This is a genomic window from Actinoplanes couchii, from assembly GCF_016862075.1.
In the GTDB taxonomy this organism is placed as follows: Bacteria; Actinomycetota; Actinomycetes; order Mycobacteriales; family Micromonosporaceae; genus Actinoplanes; species Actinoplanes couchii.
Window position 1 is genome coordinate 108,228 of sequence record NZ_BOMG01000082.1, and the last position, 20,417, is coordinate 128,644.

At 66.8% G+C, this 20,417-nt stretch carries 18 protein-coding genes; 10 read left to right on the forward strand and 8 right to left on the reverse strand.

Annotated elements, in window-relative coordinates; genetic code table 11:
- The first annotated feature begins 7 nt into the window (after window positions 1–7).
- A complete protein-coding gene (locus tag Aco03nite_RS33005; RefSeq protein ID WP_239145639.1) occupies window positions 8–733 on the forward strand; it encodes a YqjF family protein in 726 nt (241 codons plus the stop codon).
- 32 nt (window positions 734–765) lie between these two features.
- Here the strand turns inward: Aco03nite_RS33005 and Aco03nite_RS33010 are convergent, their stop codons facing one another.
- From Aco03nite_RS33010 to Aco03nite_RS33020, 3 genes are all read right to left on the reverse strand, one after another.
- Window positions 766–1,347, reverse strand: a complete 582-nt coding sequence (locus Aco03nite_RS33010) for a biotin transporter BioY (protein WP_239145640.1) — start codon at window positions 1,345–1,347, stop codon at window positions 766–768.
- Window positions 1,348–1,438: 91 nt separating this feature from the next.
- Window positions 1,439–3,007, reverse strand: coding sequence for a M4 family metallopeptidase (locus tag Aco03nite_RS33015; protein ID WP_239145641.1), 1,569 nt, complete (start codon window positions 3,005–3,007; stop codon window positions 1,439–1,441).
- Window positions 3,008–3,143: 136 nt separating this feature from the next.
- Window positions 3,144–3,710 carry a DNA mismatch repair protein MutL gene (locus tag Aco03nite_RS33020; RefSeq protein WP_203801981.1) on the reverse strand — a complete coding sequence of 189 codons (567 nt, stop codon included), beginning with the start codon at window positions 3,708–3,710 and terminating at the stop codon, window positions 3,144–3,146.
- A 36-nt stretch (window positions 3,711–3,746) separates the two neighbouring features.
- Here Aco03nite_RS33020 and Aco03nite_RS33025 point away from each other — a divergent pair, with 36 nt between their 5' ends.
- From Aco03nite_RS33025 to Aco03nite_RS33045, 5 genes are all read left to right on the forward strand, one after another.
- On the forward strand, window positions 3,747–4,433 hold the full coding sequence (locus tag Aco03nite_RS33025; RefSeq protein ID WP_203801984.1) for a response regulator transcription factor: 687 nt from the start codon (window positions 3,747–3,749) through the stop codon (window positions 4,431–4,433).
- Window positions 4,430–5,698: an ATP-binding protein gene (locus Aco03nite_RS33030; protein ID WP_203801985.1), complete on the forward strand. Its 1,269-nt coding sequence runs from the start codon at window positions 4,430–4,432 to the stop codon at window positions 5,696–5,698. The genes Aco03nite_RS33025 and Aco03nite_RS33030 overlap by 4 nt, the downstream gene beginning before the upstream one ends.
- An 87-nt stretch (window positions 5,699–5,785) precedes the next feature.
- Window positions 5,786–6,577, forward strand: a complete 792-nt coding sequence (locus Aco03nite_RS33035; RefSeq protein WP_203801990.1) for a lytic polysaccharide monooxygenase — start codon at window positions 5,786–5,788, stop codon at window positions 6,575–6,577.
- Between the two features lie 92 nt (window positions 6,578–6,669).
- The gene (locus tag Aco03nite_RS33040; protein ID WP_239145642.1) at window positions 6,670–7,167 is read left to right on the forward strand and encodes a DUF305 domain-containing protein; all 498 of its coding nucleotides are present in this window, start codon (window positions 6,670–6,672) and stop codon (window positions 7,165–7,167) included.
- Window positions 7,168–7,190: 23 nt separating this feature from the next.
- Window positions 7,191–8,279: an outer membrane protein assembly factor BamB family protein gene (locus tag Aco03nite_RS33045; protein ID WP_203801996.1), complete on the forward strand. Its 1,089-nt coding sequence runs from the start codon at window positions 7,191–7,193 to the stop codon at window positions 8,277–8,279.
- A 49-nt stretch (window positions 8,280–8,328) separates the two neighbouring features.
- On the opposite strand, the gene Aco03nite_RS33050 is transcribed toward Aco03nite_RS33045, so the two are convergent.
- Complete coding sequence (locus Aco03nite_RS33050; protein ID WP_239145643.1) at window positions 8,329–9,672, reverse strand: MFS transporter; 1,344 nt, start codon at window positions 9,670–9,672, stop codon at window positions 8,329–8,331.
- A 347-nt stretch (window positions 9,673–10,019) separates the two neighbouring features.
- Here Aco03nite_RS33050 and Aco03nite_RS33055 point away from each other — a divergent pair, with 347 nt between their 5' ends.
- Window positions 10,020–10,313: a hypothetical protein gene (locus Aco03nite_RS33055; RefSeq protein WP_203801999.1), complete on the forward strand. Its 294-nt coding sequence runs from the start codon at window positions 10,020–10,022 to the stop codon at window positions 10,311–10,313.
- A 21-nt stretch (window positions 10,314–10,334) separates the two neighbouring features.
- On the forward strand, window positions 10,335–10,772 hold the full coding sequence (locus Aco03nite_RS54815; RefSeq protein WP_203802002.1) for an NgoMIV family type II restriction endonuclease: 438 nt from the start codon (window positions 10,335–10,337) through the stop codon (window positions 10,770–10,772).
- Here Aco03nite_RS54815 and Aco03nite_RS33065 read toward each other — a convergent pair.
- Both Aco03nite_RS33065 and Aco03nite_RS33070 read right to left on the reverse strand, forming a co-directional pair.
- On the reverse strand, window positions 10,733–11,197 hold the full coding sequence (locus tag Aco03nite_RS33065; protein WP_307837664.1) for a very short patch repair endonuclease: 465 nt from the start codon (window positions 11,195–11,197) through the stop codon (window positions 10,733–10,735). The genes Aco03nite_RS54815 and Aco03nite_RS33065 overlap by 40 nt on opposite strands.
- 246 nt (window positions 11,198–11,443) lie before the next feature.
- Window positions 11,444–12,166 (reverse strand): DNA cytosine methyltransferase, encoded by a 723-nt coding sequence (locus Aco03nite_RS33070; RefSeq protein ID WP_203802008.1) that lies wholly within the window; start codon window positions 12,164–12,166, stop codon window positions 11,444–11,446.
- Between the two features lie 267 nt (window positions 12,167–12,433).
- Here Aco03nite_RS33070 and Aco03nite_RS33075 point away from each other — a divergent pair, with 267 nt between their 5' ends.
- Entirely contained in the window at window positions 12,434–13,528 is a 1,095-nt protein-coding gene (locus Aco03nite_RS33075; RefSeq protein ID WP_239145645.1) for a DNA cytosine methyltransferase, read from the forward strand.
- Window positions 13,529–13,610: 82 nt separating this feature from the next.
- The gene (locus Aco03nite_RS33080) at window positions 13,611–18,239 is read left to right on the forward strand and encodes a sacsin N-terminal ATP-binding-like domain-containing protein (protein ID WP_203802011.1); all 4,629 of its coding nucleotides are present in this window, start codon (window positions 13,611–13,613) and stop codon (window positions 18,237–18,239) included.
- Window positions 18,240–18,264: 25 nt separating this feature from the next.
- Here Aco03nite_RS33080 and Aco03nite_RS33085 read toward each other — a convergent pair whose 3' ends face one another.
- Both Aco03nite_RS33085 and Aco03nite_RS33090 read right to left on the reverse strand, forming a co-directional pair.
- Window positions 18,265–19,122 (reverse strand): KpnI family restriction enzyme N-terminal domain-containing protein, encoded by an 858-nt coding sequence (locus Aco03nite_RS33085; RefSeq protein WP_203802013.1) that lies wholly within the window; start codon window positions 19,120–19,122, stop codon window positions 18,265–18,267.
- Window positions 19,123–19,158: 36 nt separating this feature from the next.
- Window positions 19,159–20,406 carry a serine/threonine-protein kinase gene (locus tag Aco03nite_RS33090; RefSeq protein ID WP_239145646.1) on the reverse strand — a complete coding sequence of 416 codons (1,248 nt, stop codon included), beginning with the start codon at window positions 20,404–20,406 and terminating at the stop codon, window positions 19,159–19,161.
- Window positions 20,407–20,417: the final 11 nt, after the last annotated feature.

A 20,417-nucleotide genomic window follows, 5' to 3' on the forward strand; every position in this document is an offset into this window, starting at 1 on the left:
TCGGGGTGTGCCGGCACCCCCGATGGTGGAGATCCGCACCGCCATGATGATCCAGTGGTGGCGGCGGATGACGTTTCTGCACTGGCGTTATCCGGCCGACACGGTCAGCCCGCTGCTTCCGGCCGGGCTCACCCCCGACACCGACGACGGCCAGGTCTGGGTGGGCATGCTCCCGTTCCTGATGGACGAGGTGCGCCCACCCTGGCTTCCCGGCCTGCCGTGGCTGTCGACATTCCCGGAGACCAACCTGCGGACGTACGTCCGTGGCCCGGACGGCAGGGCGGGCATCTTCTTCTTCTCGCTCGACGCCGCACGCCTGCCCGTGGTGGCCACCGCCCGGGCCGGCCTGAACCTGCCGTACCGCTGGTCCCGCATGTCGTTACGCGTCAACGGTGACGTGACCGAGTACCGGGGCAGTCGCTTCGCCGAGCCGCGCGGCGCCGGGTACCGCCTGCTGGTGCGGTCCGGCGAGGAGTTCCCGGAGGCCGAACTCGGCCCCGTCGACCACTTCCTGACAACCCAGAGCCGCCTTTACACCCTGCGGTACGGCCGTCTGGTCGCGGTCGACGTGTGGCATCCGCCCTGGCCGCTGCACCGGGCCGAGGTCCTGGACCTGCGCCAGGACCTGACCGCCGCGGCCGGGCTACCCGCCCCGAAGGGAGCGCCGCTGGTGCACTCGTCACCGGGGGTGCGCACCCGGATCGGGCTGCCGGAGTTCGTACGCATGTTCTAGTTATCCACAGGCTGTGTGCACAGCCTGTGGATTCAGCGGCGGCGGTGGATCAGCATCCAGGCGCCGGGCAGCAGAGCCGCCGCGAGCAGCACTTTCAGCACGTCGCCGATCAGGTAGGGGACCAGTCCGGTGGTGAGTGCGGTGGTCAGATCGGTGCCGGTGGCGAAGGCCAGCCACGGCACCCCGACGAGGTAGATCAATCCGTGTCCGCCGGCCATCAGGGCGACGGTGCGGAGCGGGCGGCGATCCCCGCCGAGGGCGGCCAACTGTCCGATGAGGGCGGTCGCGATGACGAAGCCGACCAGGTAACCGGCGGTCGCGGACGGCCAGCCGGAACTGCCGTCGGCGAACCACGGCACCCCGAGCACGCCGGCTGCCAGGTAGATCAGCATGGCGGCCGAGCCGCGGGCCGCGCCGAGGGTGGCGCCGGCGAGCAGGACCACGAACGTCTGCCCGGTGATCGGAACCGGCGACCCGGGGACCGGGACGGCGATCTGTGCGGCGAGACCGACCGCGCCGGCCGCACCGACGGTCAGCAGCACGTCCCGTACGGCGGAACGGCCCCACGCGTCGGCGAGGACCCCGGTCGGTCGGGCGTAAGCGCTATAGGTCACCGAGGGCCTCCTGTCCGTACATGTGCGGGGAACCATATGTCCCCGGTCACCGCGAGGGCAGTGACCGGGGACATACCGTGATCGTTTCGAGTTACGCGGCGGTGCAGGTCGGGTCGGCGGTCTGCGCCGGCACGTTCACCGCGTCCCATGCGGACTTGGTGGTGTTGAACAGCGCGCAGGTGCTGTCCAGGGCCTTGGCCGAGGTCAGCGTCCAGGTGCGGTACTTCAGGTAGGACGAGCTGGACGTCTTCATCAGCATCGCGTTGTAGAGGACCTTGGTGGCCTTCTGGATGCCGACACCCTTGATCGCGGCAGTGCCGCTGCACCGGGTGCTGGCCGGCTGGCCGTTGGCCGGGCTGGTGCCCTCGGCGAGCAGGTAGAAGAAGTGGTTGCCGGGGCCGGCCGCGGCGTGCACCTCGGAGGTCGGCGTGCTGCTGGTGTAGCAGTTGGAGTCACCGGCCAGCGACGGGTTGTACATGTACCGGATCGGGCCGTTGCCGACCAGGTTGATCTCCTCGCCGACCTGGTAGTCGGCCGGGTCCTTCGGGTTGGCCGCGAAGGCCTCGGTGGCCGCGCCGAAGACGTCGCCGATGAACTCCTGGGTGCCGCTGCGCGAGATGCCGCCCGGGGTGTTGTCGTCGATGCCGTGCCCGATCTCGTGGCCCACCACGTCCAGCGCGGAGATCCACTGACCGGCGTTGTTCTTACCGATCTGCACCTGGGTGCCGTCGTAGTAGGCGTTCACCTGGTTCAGGCCCACCCGGATCGGCCAGGCGCCGCCGCTGCTGGTGAAACCGGTCCGGCCGAGCCAGCTGGACAGCATCGCCTTCTGCTTCTGCGCCGCGTAGAGCGCGTCCACGCAGGCGGTCTCCTTGCTGGTGCCGACGCCGTTGCCCCACACGTTGTCGGAGCCGCTGAAGATCGTGTTGGTCGACGAGTCCTGGCAGCTCAGCGTGGTCATCGACGGGTCGCGCAGGGTGAAGGTGGTGCCGGACTGGGTGGTGTCCAGGCTGACCGAGCCGACGATCCAGCCGGTGCCGGTTCCGGTCGCGTGGGTGACGTGCTCCTGGGTGCGCAGCACCGCACCGGTGGTGGCGTCGACGTCGACGGTGAGACGGCTGACGTTCTCCTCGCCGTGCTCGTCGATCCGGGTGCCGTTGATGGTCGACTCCCACGCCAGCGTCGGCGCGCTCTCGGAGTTGACCACGACCAGGCGGGTGCCCTCGACGTTCGCCACCGTCTTCAGTTCGGCCCGCGCGAACGGGACCGAGTCGGCCGCGGAGAGCTTCGGGGTCACCGACAGCTCACCGATCGACCGGTTCTGTGCGACCGACGTGAACTGGTGCTGACCGGACTGGTCGGTGACGACGACGAAGTCACCACCGATGACCGGCAGTCCCTTGTACGTGCGCTCGTACGGGACGTACTGCAGCTTGTCCGAGGTGATCACCGGGCGCTGGACGAACGCCTCGCCGGTGCTGGCCTTCAGCACCGCGGGACGCTGGGCCACGAGAGCCGAAGCGCTGTCCGCTGCTCGGGCCGCGACCGCGGACGGATCGGTGGACGGGGCAGCGGTCGCCGGTCCGGCGACCGCGACCATCGCGCCGGCCGCCGCGGTCACGGCGGACAGTGCGATGACGACTGGGGTACGGGATTTCACGCCTACTCCTCTCCCGTCCGCAGGGGGTGGCGGACGGGCCTCAACCGTCCGTGGACGGCAGGTCACGCCGAGGTGACTTGAGGTGAGACGTTAGATATCGACAAGCTTCCACGAATCAGGGAAAACCCTTGTGGGGTCAGCCGCCGACTTCGCTGATCTCCACAAATGGGGCGTCGTTGTGCCACTGTGCGTGAACGATGAAGCTGTGGTTCGGAGCGTTGAAGTAGACCGCCAGGTTCACGTCGGAGCCCTGTTTGACCACCTGGAAACCGTCCGCCGGAGTGGCTGTGACCAGCGACACGGTGCCCTTGCTGGTCATCCGGATCACCGCCGTGCCGCCACCGGTCACGAACGACCGCACATAGGTCTTGACGCCGTCACTGGTGGTGACCGTCCAGCCGTCCTCGACCGTTGTCGGCGGGCGAGTGGTAGGTGTCACTCTGCTCGGTTCCGCCTTGGGTGAGGGGGACGTCGGCCGGGGCCGGGCCGTTCTGCTCCGGGACGGCGCGGCTGTCTCCGGTGCCGGTGCGGAAGCGGTCTCGGCCACCGCCGTCGGCGCCGGAAGCTGATCGATATCGGGCAGATCGCCGGACTCGGCCCGGGCCGTGCTCAGCACCGGCGACAACGCCACCGAGGACAGCACGATGCTGGTCGCGGTGGCCAGACACCAGCCCGCGACCGGCATCCACCGGGAAGAGCGCACGACACCATCCTTACACCTGCGCCTAAGGTGGGCGCCATGGCGATGATCCTGTTGGTCGAGGACGACCGCATCATCACGGCCGCGCTGACCCGGGCCCTGACCGACGCCGGGCACGTCGTGCGCCCGGTCGGCCAGGCTGCCCTGGCCTTGAAGATCGTCACCCAGGAGCGACCCGACCTGGTCATCCTCGACCTCGGGCTGCCCGATATCGACGGCACCGACGCGCTGCGGATGATGCGTACCGTCTCCGACGTCCCGGTCATCGTGGCCACCGCCCGGCGCTCCGAGGCGGACATCATCGCCCTGCTCTCGGCCGGCGCCGACGACTACGTGACCAAGCCCTTCTCCGGTGGTCACATCCTGGCCCGGATCTCCGCCGTGCTGCGCCGGGCCCGCAGCCAGGTCGAGCAGCAGCCCAACGCCATCACCGTCGGCGAGCTGATGATCAGCCCGCGACAGCGCCGGGTGGAGTTGCGCGGTGAGGCGCTGCAGCTGACCCGGCGCGAGTTCGACGTCCTCGCCTACCTCGCCGAGCGGGTCGGCCAGGTGATCAGCCGCCGCGAGCTGATGAACCAGGTGTGGCAGCAGGCCCGGATCGGCGAGGAACAGACCATCGACGTCCACATCTCCTGGCTGCGCCGCAAACTCGGCGAGACCGCCGCGAAACCGCGTTACCTGCACACCGTACGGGGAGTGGGCGTCATGATGGTCGATCCGCAGTGAGATGGGCGCTCAACCGGCTCGCTCTGGCGATCACCTCGATGGTCGCGCTGGCCTTCCTGGTCCCGCTCGCGGTGGCGACCCGGCAGATCGCCTACGACCGGGCCATCGCCGAGGCACGACAGCAGGCCACCTCGATGGTCACCGTGCTCGGGGTCAACAGTGACCCGTTCACCCTGACCAACGCGGTGGCCAGCACCGCCTCCGGCAGTGTCGGGCGGCTCGCCGTGCACCTGCCTGGCGACGATCCGATCGGCGCCACCCACCTGGCCGGTGACGTGGTCCGGCGGGCCGCACAGGACCGCCGGGCGGCCGTCGCGCACACCGACGACGGTGTCGCGTACCTGCAGCCCACGGTGCTCACCGACGGTCGTACCGTCGTGGTCGAGGTCTTCGTCCCGGACGAGGACACCAGGCGCGGCGTGGTGGTGGCCTGGCTCGCCCTCGGTGGCCTCGCGATCGTCCTGGTCGGCGGCTCGACCCTGTTCGCCGACCGGCTCGGCGGCCAGCTGGTCCGGGCCACCCGCCAGCTCGCGGCCGCCAGCCGCCGCCTCGGCGGTGGTGAGCTGAACGAGCGGATCACCCCGGTCGGCCCGCGTGAACTGCGCGACGCCGCGAGCGCCTTCAACGGCATGGCCGACGACCTGCGCCGGTTGCTGGACCGCGAGCGGGAACTGGCCGCCGACCTCTCGCACCGCTTGCGTACGCCGCTCACCGGTCTCCGCCTGGACGTCGAGGCGATGCCACCCGGCCCGATCGCGGAACGGATGCGCCAAGCCTGCGACCTGCTCGACGAGGAGCTGGAGGCGATCATCACCGGCGCCCGGCTGGGCAGCATCGAGACCCGCGGTTCCCAGCAGTGCGACCTGGTCGAGGTGCTGGCCGACCGGCTCGCGTTCTGGTCGGTGCTCGCCGAGGACCAGGAACGGCCCTGGGAGGTGGTCGGCGGCTACGAGCCGGTGATGCTCCCGATGCCGGCCGGCGAGGTGATCCTGGTGGTGGACGCCCTGCTCGGCAACGTCTTCTCGCACACTCCGGACGGCACCGCGTTCCGGGTGCTGGTCTCGTCCACCGGCCTGCTCGTCGACGACGCCGGCCCCGGCATCCCCGACCCGGAGACCGCCGTCCAGCGCGGCTTCAGCGGGGCCGGCTCGACCGGGCTGGGCCTGGACATCGTGCGCCGGGCGGCGGAGACCCTGCACGGCAAGCTGATCATCGAGCGGTCCCCGCTGGGCGGCGCGCGGATCGGGTTCGTACTGGCTTTATGAGCCTTTTCCGGTGCCGTTAAGGCTCCGTTATGGCAGTCGCTCCTAATGTTCCGGCTCGTAACCAGCCAGAACGGAAGGAACGCCGACATGCGCAGAACGATCGCCTACCCGCTGGCAACCCTGGGGATGGTCGCGTCGAGCCTCGCGGTCGCGGCGTCGCCGGCCATGGCGCACGGCTACGTGTCCTCGCCGCCGAGCCGACAGGCCCTCTGCGCCGCCGGCACCGTCGGGGACTGCGGCGGGATCCAGTTCGAGCCGCAGAGCGTCGAGGCCCCGAAGGGATCCAAGGAATGCAATGGTGGCGGCGCGGCCTTCGGAGTCTTGAACGACGAGTCCAGGAACTGGCCGGCCACCACGGTCGGCAAGTCGGTGACGTTCAACTGGGTGCTGACCGCCCGGCACCGCACCGCCACGTGGGAGTACTTCGTGGACGGTACGTCGGTCGCCACGTTCGACGACAAGAACGCCATCCCCGAGGCCTCGGTGTCGCACACCGTCGACCTGAGCCGGTTCTCCGGCAAGAAGACGGTGCTGGCGGTCTGGAACATCGGTGACACCCCGATGGCCTTCTACAACTGCGTGGACGTGAACGTCGGCGGTGGCGGTGGCGGTGCTTCCACCCCCACGACGCCGCCCACCAAGGCCCCCACCACTCCGCCGACCACAGCGCCCACCACGGCGCCCGCGACCACCGCGCCCACCACCCAGGCGCCGGCCCCGGTTCAGGGCGCCGAGGGTGCCTGGGCTCCGGGTGTCGCCTACAAGGTCGGTGACAAGGTGACCTACGAGGGCGTGACCTACCAGGTCCGGCAGGCGCACACCTCGATCCGCAGCTGGGAGCCCGGAATCTGGACGCTCGCCCTCTGGCTGCCGCTGTGAAGCGCCGGGTAGCTTTCGCACTTTTCATCCCGCTCCTTCTCGGGGCGTGCGGCACCGATGTCAAACCGTCTGCCTCCTCCTCGGCCCCGGCCGTGAAGAGCGTCTCCGAGATCACCGTCGGCGCCACGTACAACGACACCGACGTGATGTTCCTGCAGATGCTGATCGACAACCTGGAACAGGGCCAGCAGATGGCCAAGATCGCCGCGGACCGGAGCGCCCGGCCGGAGGTCGTCGACCTGGCCGAGGCCGTGCAGGTCACCCAGGCCGACGAGATCAAGCTGATGAAGGGCTGGCTCGACGAGTGGAACAAGCCGACAGTCCTCGACGAGCGGGTCAGCCTGCACGCTGACCACGGCGGCATGCCCAGCACCGGCGACGAGGAGATCGACTCGCTGAAGACCATCAAGAAGGCCCAGTTCGAGACCGCCTTCCTGAACCTCTTCCTGGCCCATCAGCACAACGCGGTCGAGTTCGCCCAACTCGAACTCGACAAGGGCGCCAACGACCTGACCAAGTCCTTCGCGGAGCGGGTTAAGCAGTCCCGCACCGACCAGGTCCAGCAGATGCTGAAACTGCTGGCCGGCTAGCCTTTTGCCGGATAATCGGCGGTATGCCCGCATCTAGCCTGATCCTGACCGCCGTGCTCGCCTTGGGCCTCTGGGACCATCCCGGCTACGACGCGGAGGACAGCCACTACAACCCGCACGAGACCCGGGTCACCATCGCCACCATCGCGAAGGTGACCCGGACGTGGCAGGTCGACCTGCGGACCAGCGCCGAAAGCTGCTCCCGGTTCGCCACCCCCGTGGTCGCCGGCGGCCGCATCCACGTCAGCGACCAGCTCGGCCTCTCGACCTACGACGTCAAAACCGGACAGCCCCTCTGGCGGTACGACTGGAAAGACGCCGACGACACCGGCACGCCTCGACTGGCAGTGAGCGACGGTTTGGTGATCGCCGCCGGAAACGACTGCAATTCCCAGAGCGACCCGGACGGCTACCTGTTCGCAGTGGACGCCCGCACCGGCCTGCCCCGTTGGCAGCAGAGCACCGGAAGCCCGATCACCTCGATGGTCGTGGACAAGGGCGTGGTGGCGGTCTCCGGCGGTTCAGCCTCCGACGACAACGAGGTGACCGCTTTCGCCACCCGGGACGGCCGGGAACTGTGGTCCCGACCGAACGCTCTGACGTCGGAGGTCTCCGCGAACGGAACCCTCCTGCTCCGAACCGAAGACACCAAGAGCTCGGCGGCTTCGATCCTGACCGGCAAGGACAGCTGGACCAGAGATTCCACCTGGACAGCACGGGCAGCCGACCCCCACAGCGAGTGGTTCTACGCCACAGACGCCGCAGGCAACCTGAGCGCGATCCGGGTGTCCGACGGCGCGGTCCGCTGGAAGATCCCATCTTCCAAGACCGACACGAACGAGATGGCAGTGGACGAGAACCGCATCTACCGGGCCTCCGGCAGAAACATTCTGGCCCTGAACACGGCGGACGGCACAAAGGCGTGGAGCAGGACCCAATCCGCGGAAGCCACCCAGCCGACCCGAGCAGGCGATCTCCTCTACGCCGGCGGCCACCCCTTGAACCCCGACAACGGCACCCCCACCACCCCCGACTTCCCCGGCAAGCTCCTGGTAACCAACGGCCGAATCCACCAGCTGAACAACGGGGTCCTGACCACCTGGTCACGGTGAGCCGGACAAACGAAAGGCGGGAACCCGTGGGGGTTCCCGCCTTCTCGTGTCAGGCAGCCTGTTCGGCCGGACGCCCCAGCAGGAACGGCCAGCTCAGGGCGCGTCCCTTCAGCCGCAGCAGAGCAACCCCACCGGCCACTGCGGCGACCGTGGTCACCGCCCCCGCCGTGAAGAGGGCTTCCCGAGCGCCGAGGGTGTCACAGAGCCAGCCGATGGCCGGCGCGCCGACGATGCCGGACAGCGACGACACGATGCCGACGGTGGCCAGCACCCGTCCGCGCATCTCCTCACGAGTGTCCAGCTGAATCCGCGTCGACACGACGGTGTCGAAGATGACCGCGCCGGCCGCGATCGGCAGGATCAGGGCGGCGAATCCCAGGACGTTCGGGGCGAGAGACGAGAGAAGCTGCAGCACGCTGATCACGAACCCGGTACCCAGCAGAACCCGCAGCGTCGAACGCCCGGTACCCGCCAGCAGCAGCCCACCCGCCACCGCACCCACCGCGAAAACCGTCGACAGCAACCCGTAGGACCCCGACGACCCACCTAGCGGCCCGGCCACCATCGCCGCCATCGACACCTGATAGTTGCGCCCCAACGACCCCAGCACGAACGACAGCGCCAGAACGACAAGGATCACCGGCTGCCCGAGCAGGTACCGGAACCCGGCCACCACACCCCCGTCCGCCCGGGAAGGTGCGGAAAGCTCGCGCATGTCCCCCGGCCGCATGGCCAGCAGTGCGACGATGACCGCCACATACGAGACCGCGTTGATCAGAAACAGCGCGGATGGCCCGGTGACCCCGATCAGCACGCCGCCCAGCGCCATCCCGCCGATCCGCCCAGCCGAGCTGAGAACCGACCCCAGAGCAAGCGCCGACCCCAGGGCCGAAGGCGGCACCAGAGCCGACCCGAACCGCCCGAGAACAGGCCCTTCGAACGAGCTGATCACCCCGGAGAACAACGCGACCGCATAGATCAGCCAGTTACCCGGCAAAACCCCACCCGGCAGCAGAAGAGCCAGGGCAAGCAGAGCACGAAGCGCCTGAAACCCGATCAGAAACGGACGCGCAGGAAGCCGATCAGCAAGGGCCCCACCCCAGCTCCCGAGCAGCAGCACAGGCAGCGCCTGCAACATGACCACCGCGCCCATGGCGGTGGCCGACCCGGTGGCGGACAGGATCAGCCAGTTCAACGCCAGTACCTGCATCCAGGTGCCACCAACCGAAACCAGATCAGCGGCAGCCCAAATCCGGTAGTTACGCTCCCGAAGCGGCGCGAACATAGACCCCAAAACGGCGAAACCCCCAAGGAGAAATCGGCACCGCCCACCGGCGCCGCCCTCCCTTTCGACCCCGCCTCCCACCCGCTTCGCCAGAACTTCAAGGAACAACCCAACAGCAACCCTTGAACCGATACGCCAACACCTCTCACAACCGCACCACCCACAACCGTGGCCCCAATGCGCGGCAGGAGGTGGCCGGGCCACCCCGCGCCCATCGGGCCCGAGGCGACGGCGAGGGACGATGGGGTTGGTGCGATCGAGCGCGTGGCCTCCAGACGATCCGCCGTGGCAGGCTGATCGGATGCCCGCACCGTTCATGCCCTGCTGTGTGGATTTCGGCCCAACGGCAATCTGAACACTTCCGACAACAGCGACGAACTCTCCAAGGAACTGGGCACGCGTTGTTTCGGATCGCGGGGATCCCGGAAGGGCAGGTGGGGCGACAAGATCCCGGTGTGGCACTCGAGCAACAGGTGCAGCAGCACCGGGCCGGACTTCGTCGAGACCTTCAGTTCACCCGGAGCGCGTCGGCGACGTCGTTCGAACAGTACGAACATCTGGACGCCTTTCCTCGATTCAAACGAGGTCATCAAGGAGCAGCGAGAACGCTTGCACCACCTTTCGAAGCCGGTCGCTCAATGGGCTCTCCGGCCGAGAGGGCGACCCTCCTGGGCCTGATGGAGGAAGCTGCGAAGGCCTTTCAGGCGCAGGACGACCTCGCCTTCGAGCTGATGGAGCACATGCCTTAGGAGGCTCTGCTCAAAGTCGACGTGACGATCGCCGAGCCTCAGGCTGGACGTCTTCCTCGACTGCACGTCGCTCTCTCGTCGAAGTGGTCTCTACGTACCGACCGAGCGCAGGATTGCGTTTCGCAAGGCGCGAAGCTGGTGGCGCAACGCGGGGGCCGGATGCCTCACTTCGGGTTGATCACCATGGAGACACGCCCGTCGATGCTGAAGATCCTCGGTGATGGGTCGGGCGCCGTCGATTGCGTCTATCACTTGAATCTTCCGGCGCTCGAAGGCGATGTCGGCGCTCTCGGTGCGTGGCAGTCGGCGGCCGGAGACGTGGTCGCCGATGCAGACGTTTCGACGGCTGGTGCGGCAGAGACGGCTACGAGACTACGACGACCTGGTTTCCGAGGTGAAAGGCCTGCCCGCGCCGGGTCTCATGAGGCTGGCGGGTCATCCGATCGAGGGCTCGCGTGACGCAGAGTGGTGACGGTCTCCGCGACCTTGTCGGCCGCTTCTTCGATGGCTTCGTGCTCCCAGATCCGAAGAACGGTCCATCCGGCATCAGCGAGTCGAAGGTTGGTATTGGTGTCCCGCTGGCGGTTCGTGGCCACCTTCTCCGCCCAGAACGCCGCATTCGTCTTCGAGATGGTGTGATGTCGAGGGCAGCCGTGCCAGAAACAGCCGTCGAGGAAGACGGCCAGTCGGAGGCGGGGAAACAGCAGGTCTGCGGTGCGGCGGACCGCTTTGATCGGTCGCCGGTTCACGAAGTAGCGGAGGCCTCGGGCGTGAACGGCCCGCCGCAGCGCCAGTTCCGGTTTGGTGTCGCGTCCGGTGTTCGCCTGCATCGATTTCCGGACACCCGCGGACGACGCCCAAGATTTGTCGGACATGCACCTCATCTCACCCGGCCGGCGGTCTTGCTGTGGGACCAGGGGAGCCCTGTTCAATCGTCGCCGGCCTCCGCGGAATCCGTCGCCGGCGGGTTACGCCTGACATACCGTTCCAGGCATTGACGGATCACCTCGGACAGATTGTCGCCTCGCCGCTCCGCCGTAGCTTTCGCCGCGTCCCAGACCCGGTCGGAGACACGAACGGTACGCCGGGGAGTCCTGGGCGCGTTCGGCACGAGGCCAGTATCGCAGGTGTCATGACATGCTGAGGCTTTCGGCGAGGCTTCTCGACAGGTGCTCGCCGATCCATTCGGTGTAAGCCGGTGGAATGGCCTCGGTCAGCTCCTCACGCTCCGAGGTCCAGTCGATGCCGAGCGCGTGCTGCATTTCGATGATGCTGGCCTTGCCTCCGCCGTTCCCGTATGCGGCCACGTAGGGACCGTCCCGGTAGACGCCGTGTCGCATCCCCCGGACGTAACCGCGGTGCTTCGAATGCTTCGGTTGTTCGACCGTGAAGCCATGGATCTCGAAGTCACGGTGGCGCTGGACCCAGGGCGGTTCCCCGATCGGGAACATGTCCATGCACAGCCGGAGGTCGGTGCGGATCAGGCCGCCGTGTCCGGTGGGCTGCTCGATGACGTAGGGGAGGCCGGTGGCGTCGAGGAGCTCGCGGGTCGCGGGAACCAGCTGCTCGTGCTGACGACCCCAACCCTTCGCCTTGTTCGTGCCGTTGGTGATGGTGCAGCCCGCCTGGCAGGGCGGCGAAGCGTGGACCAGGTCGAACCGGCCGTAGTGCTCCAGCTCGCCGTCGTTCTTCACCAGCTCTTCGAGCACGGCCAGCGCGTCCCGCTGTGCGAACTCGTCACCGCAGTAGTTCGGCCGGTTCTCGATGTCGATCCCGACCACCTCGAACCCGGCTCTCTGGTAGCCGCGTGCGGCTCCACCGGCACAGCAGTACAGGTCAAGAACTTTGGGCATCGTTGCACCTCAAAGTGGGCTGGTGTCATGACACCAAGGTCAGCGTGTGTCATGACACGATAGAACATTTGTCCAGTGATCTAAAGTCCGCTCTCACGTTCGAGGTAAGGACCCCGGTTCGTTCGACGCGCTGCCGGCACTACCTTCGTGACGAAGTCGTCGTGAGGGTCGGTCGAGACGAGTTGAGGTGCAGATCTCCGTCCCCGATCTGCTGAGGAGCGCTCGGCGTCACCCGTCTTGTGATGATCGGCGGCTAGCATTCCGTGGGTGAGTGACCGCCTGAGCATGATCGACTTGTTCGCGGGATGCGGCGGTATGACCGTCGGGTTCAAGCGCGAAGGCTTCGATCCCGTCATGTCCGTCGAATGGGACCGCGCGGCCGCTGCCACTTACGCTGCGAACTTCGGTGAGGGTCATACCCACTGGGGTGACATCGAGAAGGTTCCCGACAGTGAGATCCCCCCTGCCCAGGTGATCATCGGAGGGCCGCCCTGCCAGGGCTTCTCCAACCTCGGCAGCAAGGATGTGGACGACCCGCGTAACACGTTGTGGAAGCAGTACTTACGCTTCGTCGTCAAGGCGCGCCCCGAGGTCTTCGTCATCGAGAACGTCGAGCGGTTCTCCCGAGCCAGCGAGTTCCAGCTCCTGCTGGCCGAGGCCGATCACGGCATGATCAAGGACTACAAGCTCACACCCGGTGTACTCCTGGCTGCAGACTATGGCGTGGCGCAACGCCGGCCTCGTACGATCGTCATCGGATCCCGCATCGGTGAGATCCCGCTGCCGAAGCCGACCCACGCCAAGGTCCCGACCGGCGAGCTGAAGCCGTGGGAGACGGTGCGCAGCCGAATCGCGGGAATCGACCCGCACCCGACGACGACCGAGCTCCCCGACTCGACGACCGAATACTTCGGCGAGCGGATCCGGGGCGAGTTCAAGGGCACCGACATCCACTTCGGCCGCCAGCCGACCGCGATGTCCCTGGAACGCTACGACCACATCCCGCCGGGCGGCGGCCGCTTCAACCTCCCGGACCACCTGCTGTCCCGGTGCTGGCGCGAGAAGAAGACCGGTACGACCGACGTCATGGGCCGGATGCGTTGGGACGCCCCGTCCCTGACGATCCGAACGGAGTTCTTCAAACCGGAGAAAGGCCAGTACCTGCACCCCCAGTGGGAAGAGGATCCGGAGCGCAGAGTCAACCGGGTCATCACCCATTACGAGGCGTCACTCCTGCAGGACTTCCCCAAGGAGTACCTGTGGTGCGGTTCCAAAACGGAGATCGCCAAACAGATCGGCAACGCGGTCCCGTCCGGTCTCGCCGCCGCCATCGCCAGGCACCTCAAGGGCTACCTGAACTGAGTTCCGGTCGGAGCCTGCGCTGCAGCCAGGCTCGACACAGTCCGGGAACATCGATCGGGGCAGGCGTGGCGATAATGGTTCCGTGACAGGCTTCACCTCATGGGATGAACCGGATGCGGGTCTCAGGGCCTGGATCGAGGCGCAACGGGCCAGGATGCTGGCGGCATATGTAGCCGACCCGGCGCTGGTACGAGAGCATGCCGCGCAGGAGGACAGTTTCCGGACCGGCGGCTATTCGCAGCGGCAGGTACTCGAACTCGTGCAGAACGCAGCCGACGCCCTACGGCGTTCGCATCATCGTGGCCGCGTGGAGGTCGCCATCGTCGGCGACATGCTGTACTGCGCGAACGAGGGGGCTCCATTCACCCGGGAAGGGCTCGAGGCGGTCACCCACGCCTATCTCAGCGACAAACGCGGGGATGACATCGGCCGGTTCGGCCTCGGGTTCAAATCGATTCTGGGCGTCACCGACGCACCTTTGGTGCTAAGTCGTTCGGTGTCCTTCTCGTTCAGTGCCCAGAGCAGTCGACAGGTTCTTGCAGAGATCGCTCCTACGGCGCGGAGATATCCCGTGCTGCGGTTACCCGCGCTCGTCGACGCGACTGCCGAGATGGATGCCGATCCGGTTCTGGCCGAATTCGGCTCGTGGGCTCAGACCATCGTGCGGTTGCCGTTGGTCGGTGATGTCGACCGCCTGATCGAGGGCATGCGCTCCTTCCCGCGCGAGTTCATGCTGTTCGCACCCTTCGTGTCGAAGCTGGCGATCAGGCTCGCGGATGACGGAGCCTTCGAGTTCGGCTGCGAGCAACTCGACGATCATCGTTATCGGTTGACGGGAGTCGATGGAATTCCCTCGGATTGGATGGTGTGGCATCGCGGGTATCGTCCGTCAGAGGAGGCCTTGGCTGAGGTCAGCGAAACGACCCGTCGTCCCGAGGTGACGTTGTCGTACGCTGCTCCGCTTGACGACACGCAACAGTTGGGTCGCTTCTGGGCCTATTTCCCACTGCTCGACACCACATCGGCTCGGGGCGTCTTCAACGCTCCTTGGCAGGTGACCGACGACCGCACCAACCTGCTGCCCGGACGCTTCAACGACGAGTTGCTCGAGGTGGCGGCCGATCTGCTGGTGAGTTCGCTGCCATACCTGAATTCGGCCGAGGACCCGGCTCGGCACTTCGACTACATGCCTGCCCGTGGTCGTGAGACGGACAACTTCGGTGACCACCGCCTGACCGAGTTGGTCCCCGTGGCTGCCGCCGCGACGGCATGTGTGCCCGATGCCGCGGGAGTGCTGCGGTCACCTGCCTACCTGACCTATCCGAACACCGACCTCCATCTGGAGTACGCGGGAGTGAAGGCCTGGTCCGATGCGCCGGGTCGGCCGCACCGAAGCCCACACCCCACCTGCTATCGGACGCCGACCCGTCGAGCCCGAATGCGGCGTCTGGTCCGAGGTGACCTGTCGCAGCCGGCATCCAACGAAATAGATGCATCGCAGTGGCTCGAACACCTGGTCAGCGACGCGAGCGACGAACAGTGTCGGGCTGCGCTACGGGTCCTGTTCACAGTCGGCGATGACGCACTGCGGCGCGAGCTACGCCGAGCCGCAGTCATTCCCGACAGCGCTGGCACACTGGCGCGCCTGGACGCGGTCCGCGACATCTTCCTTCACGGCGACCGATTGAGTGCCTCTGTAGGGATTCGGCTGGTCCGGCACTCGTTCGTAGCACTGCCGGAGGTGGAGGACCAGCTACGGACGCTCGGCTTCACCGACGTCGATCCGAGACTGGAGCTCCGCCGACTATCCGAGATGGCCACGGGCCGTTGGAGCGCACCGGACTGGCACGGGTTCTGGGACCTGGTGGGAAGGATCAACAACCACGACGCACGGGAGATTCTCACCGAGCACGTCGCCCGGGGAGCCGCATTGAAGGTCCTATGCCGCGATGGGAGCTGGCAGCACGTCAGCTATACGGTCGTGCCGGGCCTTGTCGACCCGATCGACGAGTCGGTGGCGATCGACTCGGAATTCCATCGTGACCACCTGAACCTGCTACGTGCGATCGGCGTGACGATGCTGCCGGTCGTCTCGGCCGTAGTAGCCCAGGATCCCACCCAACTGGAGTATCGACGACTACAGCGGGTGCGGTTCGTCGAGGATCTAGGCGTTCCACACCGAGACAGGGGCGAGATCGACTTCGTGGAACGTGAAGGTCTCGGACCGCTTCACGTCCTGCGCAGGTTTGCCGACTCGGGCGACGAGCAGGCTCGGATGACATGGACCAGAGAGCTTCTAGGGTCTGAGGTTCCAGAGGTATGGACCCTGAATCACCCGAATCCCAAGAGGTTCCCCGCCTATCGAGTGACAGCCCCTCACCTATGGGCGTCGCAGACCTATGGACTGCTCGACACCGCTTGGGGTCCGCGCCAGCCTCACCGTTCTCTGAATCCCGGCATGAGCCGTATGGCACCGCTCATGCCGGTGGCGGTGTGGGCTGTCGCTGCGAAGCTGGAGACCATCGCGGATCTGAAGGCCGTCCCCGCCGACATGTGGCGGGAGTTCCTGGATCGCATCCCGACCGGTGGCGATCCCCATCTGCTCGGCGATCTGATCTCCGTGGCTTCCCGTGGCCTTCCGCCCGACGAGAAGCCGACAGCCGTGCCGGCGGTTCGTGGCATCGGCTACGACAGCGTGGCGCCCACCGAGTTGCTGATCGCCGTCACTGAGCAGGAGATCCGGACCCTGGTCGAGCTGAACCTGCCCTTCGTCGCGGTCGAGGACGAGGGGAGCGTCGAGAGCCTTCATACCGTCTGGGGCTGCCGGGCGGCATCAGGGTTCCTCCGTGTCGAGATCGTGCCGGAGGAACCCGGTGAGGCCGTCGCCCTACTCGACCGGTTCCGGCGACTGCGGGACTACGCCCGTGGTGCCCTCGACGACTTCGTACTGATCGCTTGCTCCTCGGTCAGCCGTGTCGTGACCCTGTCCGAGGGGATGGAGTCGCATCCTGAGAGATTCGCCGTCGACAGACGTGCCGTCTACTTCGAGCGCATCCTCGACGCGGATCAGCTGCTCGCTGAGATCTCTGGTCATTTCTCCCTGCACCTCAGCGACGCAGACATCCTGCTGGTGCTGCAGGAAGCGGAGAGTGAACGTGTTCAGACCGCGATCGCACAGGCCCGAGCACTGACCGACCCGGCCGACAAGCTGCTGGCCCTGCTTCCTGTGTCGGTATTGGAGGCGGCTCTCCCCTCGGGTCTGTTGAGCACCATACGAGCTTCGTCCGCGGACACCGGAGACCGAGGCCTCGCCGAACTGGTCCTGCATGTCCACGGCCATAACGCGCTGCATCGCCTACGCCGCGACCTCGCGGACAACGGCTTCGACGTACCGGACACGTGGGCGGGCTCAGGCCCCGCTATCGCCTTCGTCCGCCGGTTGGGATTTCCCGCCGAGTTCGCCGGCGAACGTGGCCGACAACTGGACTCTGACGTCACGGTGCTCGGTCCTCCCGATCTCAAGCCGTTGCATCCGTATCAACGCGAGTTGGCCGTCCAGATTCGGCGCCTGGTGTGTACCGCCGCCGAACCCGAGCGTGCACTGCTCTTCCTGCCGACCGGCGCGGGCAAGACGCGAGTGACGGTGGAGGCACTCGTGGAGACGATCCGGGCACGGGAACTCGGAGGACCCGTGCTCTGGATCGCTCAGAGCGAGGAGCTGTGCGAACAGGCCGTTCAGTCCTGGATCACGGTGTGGAGACTGCTCGGCAATCGTCCGCTGCGTCTGTGCCGGCTCTGGGGTGACAACGAGATCACATCCGGTGAATCGGACGCCGAAGTCATCGTGGCGACCGACGCCAAACTCGATCGCATCCGTGCCCGTTCCGACTACGACTGGTTGCTCACCGCGGCTGCCGTCGTCGTCGACGAGGCTCACGGTGCCACAGCGCCCGGTATCACCGCGACACTGCAGTGGCTCGGGATCAACTCCGGGGAGACCGCCCGCCCGTTACTCGGCCTCACCGCGACGCCGTTCCACGGAAACGGCAAGACCTCCAACGAGGTGCTGGCTGCGTTGTTCGACAATAGACGCCTCAACGTGCTGGGTGAGGATCCCTACGGCGAATTGCAACGGCTCGGTGTCCTGGCCGAGGTCCGGCACCGGGTCCTGCCGGGCTCGTCGTACTCCTTCGATGTATCCGAACGGGAGCACATCACGAGGTACGACGACGTTCCGAACACGGTGCTGGACCGGGTCGGACGCGACCACGAGCGGACCATGCGACTGGTCGACGACATCTGCGAGTTGCCCCACGACTGGCCCACACTGGTCTTCGCCTCCTCGGTACTCGCCGCCACCACGTTGTCGGCACTGCTGCGACTACGGGGCAGATCCTCTGCCACCATCAGCGGTTCCACCTCACTGCCGGAACGACGACGCACCATCGAGGCGTTCCGGCAGGGTGGCATTCAGGTGCTCACCAACTGCAATGTGCTGACGCAGGGTTTCGACGCTCCCGGAGTGCGGGCGCTTTACATCGCCCGGCCGACGTTCAGTCCCAACACCTACATACAGATGGTCGGGCGTGCCCTCCGTGGGCCCCTCAACGGAGGTGAACCGGAGTGCCTGGTGGTCAACGTCGCCGACACCTTCGAAGCCTTCGGGGAAGGCCTTGCGTATCGGGAGTACGACCATCTCTGGCAGCACTGAAACGGAGACCGGGCTCAGACCGGTCTCAATGTGGGCATCGATTGCAGGAGGTCGCGAGGCGCCCGACGTCGGACAGACGCTCCACCGACAACGCGGGTAACGCTTCCGGCCGTGCATCCAAGTGGCGGACCACCAGATAGAAGGGGCGATCATCTGGCGACCGGCTGAGTCGGCAGCTTCGACAGGTGAATCCGTCACGGGAGAAGACCTGCCGCCGCAGTTCCTCGGGGAACGAGGCCTGCGTCGGATGCAGTAGATCGGACTCATACGATGATGCGAGCCTGTGGTCTCCACCGCCGAGATCGGAGGCATCGGCGCTCGTCTCGACAGGCCACATCTCACGATCGCGAAGCTGCCGAGCCAGGCTCGGGCCGTCCTTGCCGTGGGCGACACGGTTGATCTCGTCGAGGGTCACGACCTGACCCGCCAGGGCTTGGAGTAGTTCGCGAACCCGATCCAGGGAGGTTCCCTCCCGATTGCGGATTCTGGAAACGGTGTGCCACCGATCGCGGCGGGCCTCGTTCGGTTCGAGGGTGAGCAGACGGTAGCGGCCACCACCTTCCTCGATCTCATAGCCCTGTTCTAGCCGCAGTTCCCGGATGCGCCGGGCCCATTCGCCGATGCCGGACACGGCGGCGATGTCCTCGCTGCTGATCCATTCGCCGAGGTGTGCTCTCAGATACGCGAGGATTCGCGGACGCGCCCCCGCGCCACTCTCCGAGCGGGCGACCTGACCTCGGTATACCCGTGATACGGCGACCTGTGCTTCGGATAAGGCGTCGAGCACTTCCGCGCGCGATCGCTTGGCGGCCACTTCCGACACGAGGTCGAAGAGCCGTTCGACAGCTGCCCGGTAATCGTCGGCCGGATCACGATTCGCCACGGTGACACCCTATTGCCTGAGCGAATTCGTGTGCGTTCATCCGATCAGCCGCCTGGTCAGACCTTCGACATTCCAAGCGCCGACAGGTCGGGCGTCCCACCCGGCTCCGATGAACGTGTCCGCGTCACCTGCGGTCCACGACTCGGCCCCATCGGCCGGCAGAAGGATCGCCACCTTGCGTTCCGGCCAAGCCAGGGAGATCCCTCGCGACCGCCCACCGAGATCGAAGACCGCGACGGGTACCGGTAGCGCACGTACCGCGAGTTCCCGGAGGAGGAACGACGCAGAAGGGTGATCTTGATCGGATCGCCGGAGTACCTCCCGCCATTCCGGGGACATGATCGCCGTGGCCAGCGGATCGTGTGGGGTCTCGACTCCCGCGTCGCTGTCGTTCTCAAGAGCGGAGCTGTCGTCGACGGTGATTTTCGCGAGCATCCCGGCATACAGCCGGGACGAACTCGGGACGCCTAGAGGCCGAAGGAATCCAGGCAGATCGGGAAGGCCGGAGATGAACGGGAGCAACCGTTCGTAGACGGCGAGTGCCCCTGCGGGACGGTCGTGAGGCTTCTTCTCCAACAGATCGAGGATCAGCTTCTCCAGCTCCGGAGGCGCATCGGGACGGAGTGCCCGCAGCGGTGCCGGGGCATCCCTCACCTGTCGCACCATCACGGCGAAGGGCGTGGGCGCACTGAAGACGTGCTCGGCGGTGAGCATCTCGTGCAGGGTGCAGCCCAAGGCATAAAGGTCCGTGGCGGGCTCGCTGTCACCGGCCTCAACCTGTTCCGGTGCCATGTAGTCAGGCGTGCCCAGTCGTTGGAAGGTGCTGGTGATCCGAGAGAAGTCGGTGAGTGTGGGGGCGACCGCCAAGCCGAAGTCGAGGACCTTCACCGAACCATCAGGTTCGAGGATGAGGTTCCGTGGTTTCAGGTCACGGTGAACGAGTGCGGCCGCATGCGCGGCCACCAGAACCGCGCAGACCTGGCCGGCTATGTTCGCGGCCCAACCGATCGGCAGAGGGCCCTGCTCCGCGACGAGGTCCGCGATACTGATGCCGTGTATACGTTGCATGACCAGGAACGGGCGGCCGTCGTGCACACCGACGTCGTAGACCGCGGGGACCCCAGGGTGTTCCAGCCTGGCAGTGATGCGTGACTCCCGGTCGAACCGGCGTACCAATGCCTCGTCGGCGACATCGTTCGGGAACCGGAGGAACTTGACGGCGATCTCCCGGTCGAGCCGCACGTCACGGCCGAGCCACACCTCGCCCATGCCGCCGCGGGCCAAGGGGAGTTCGT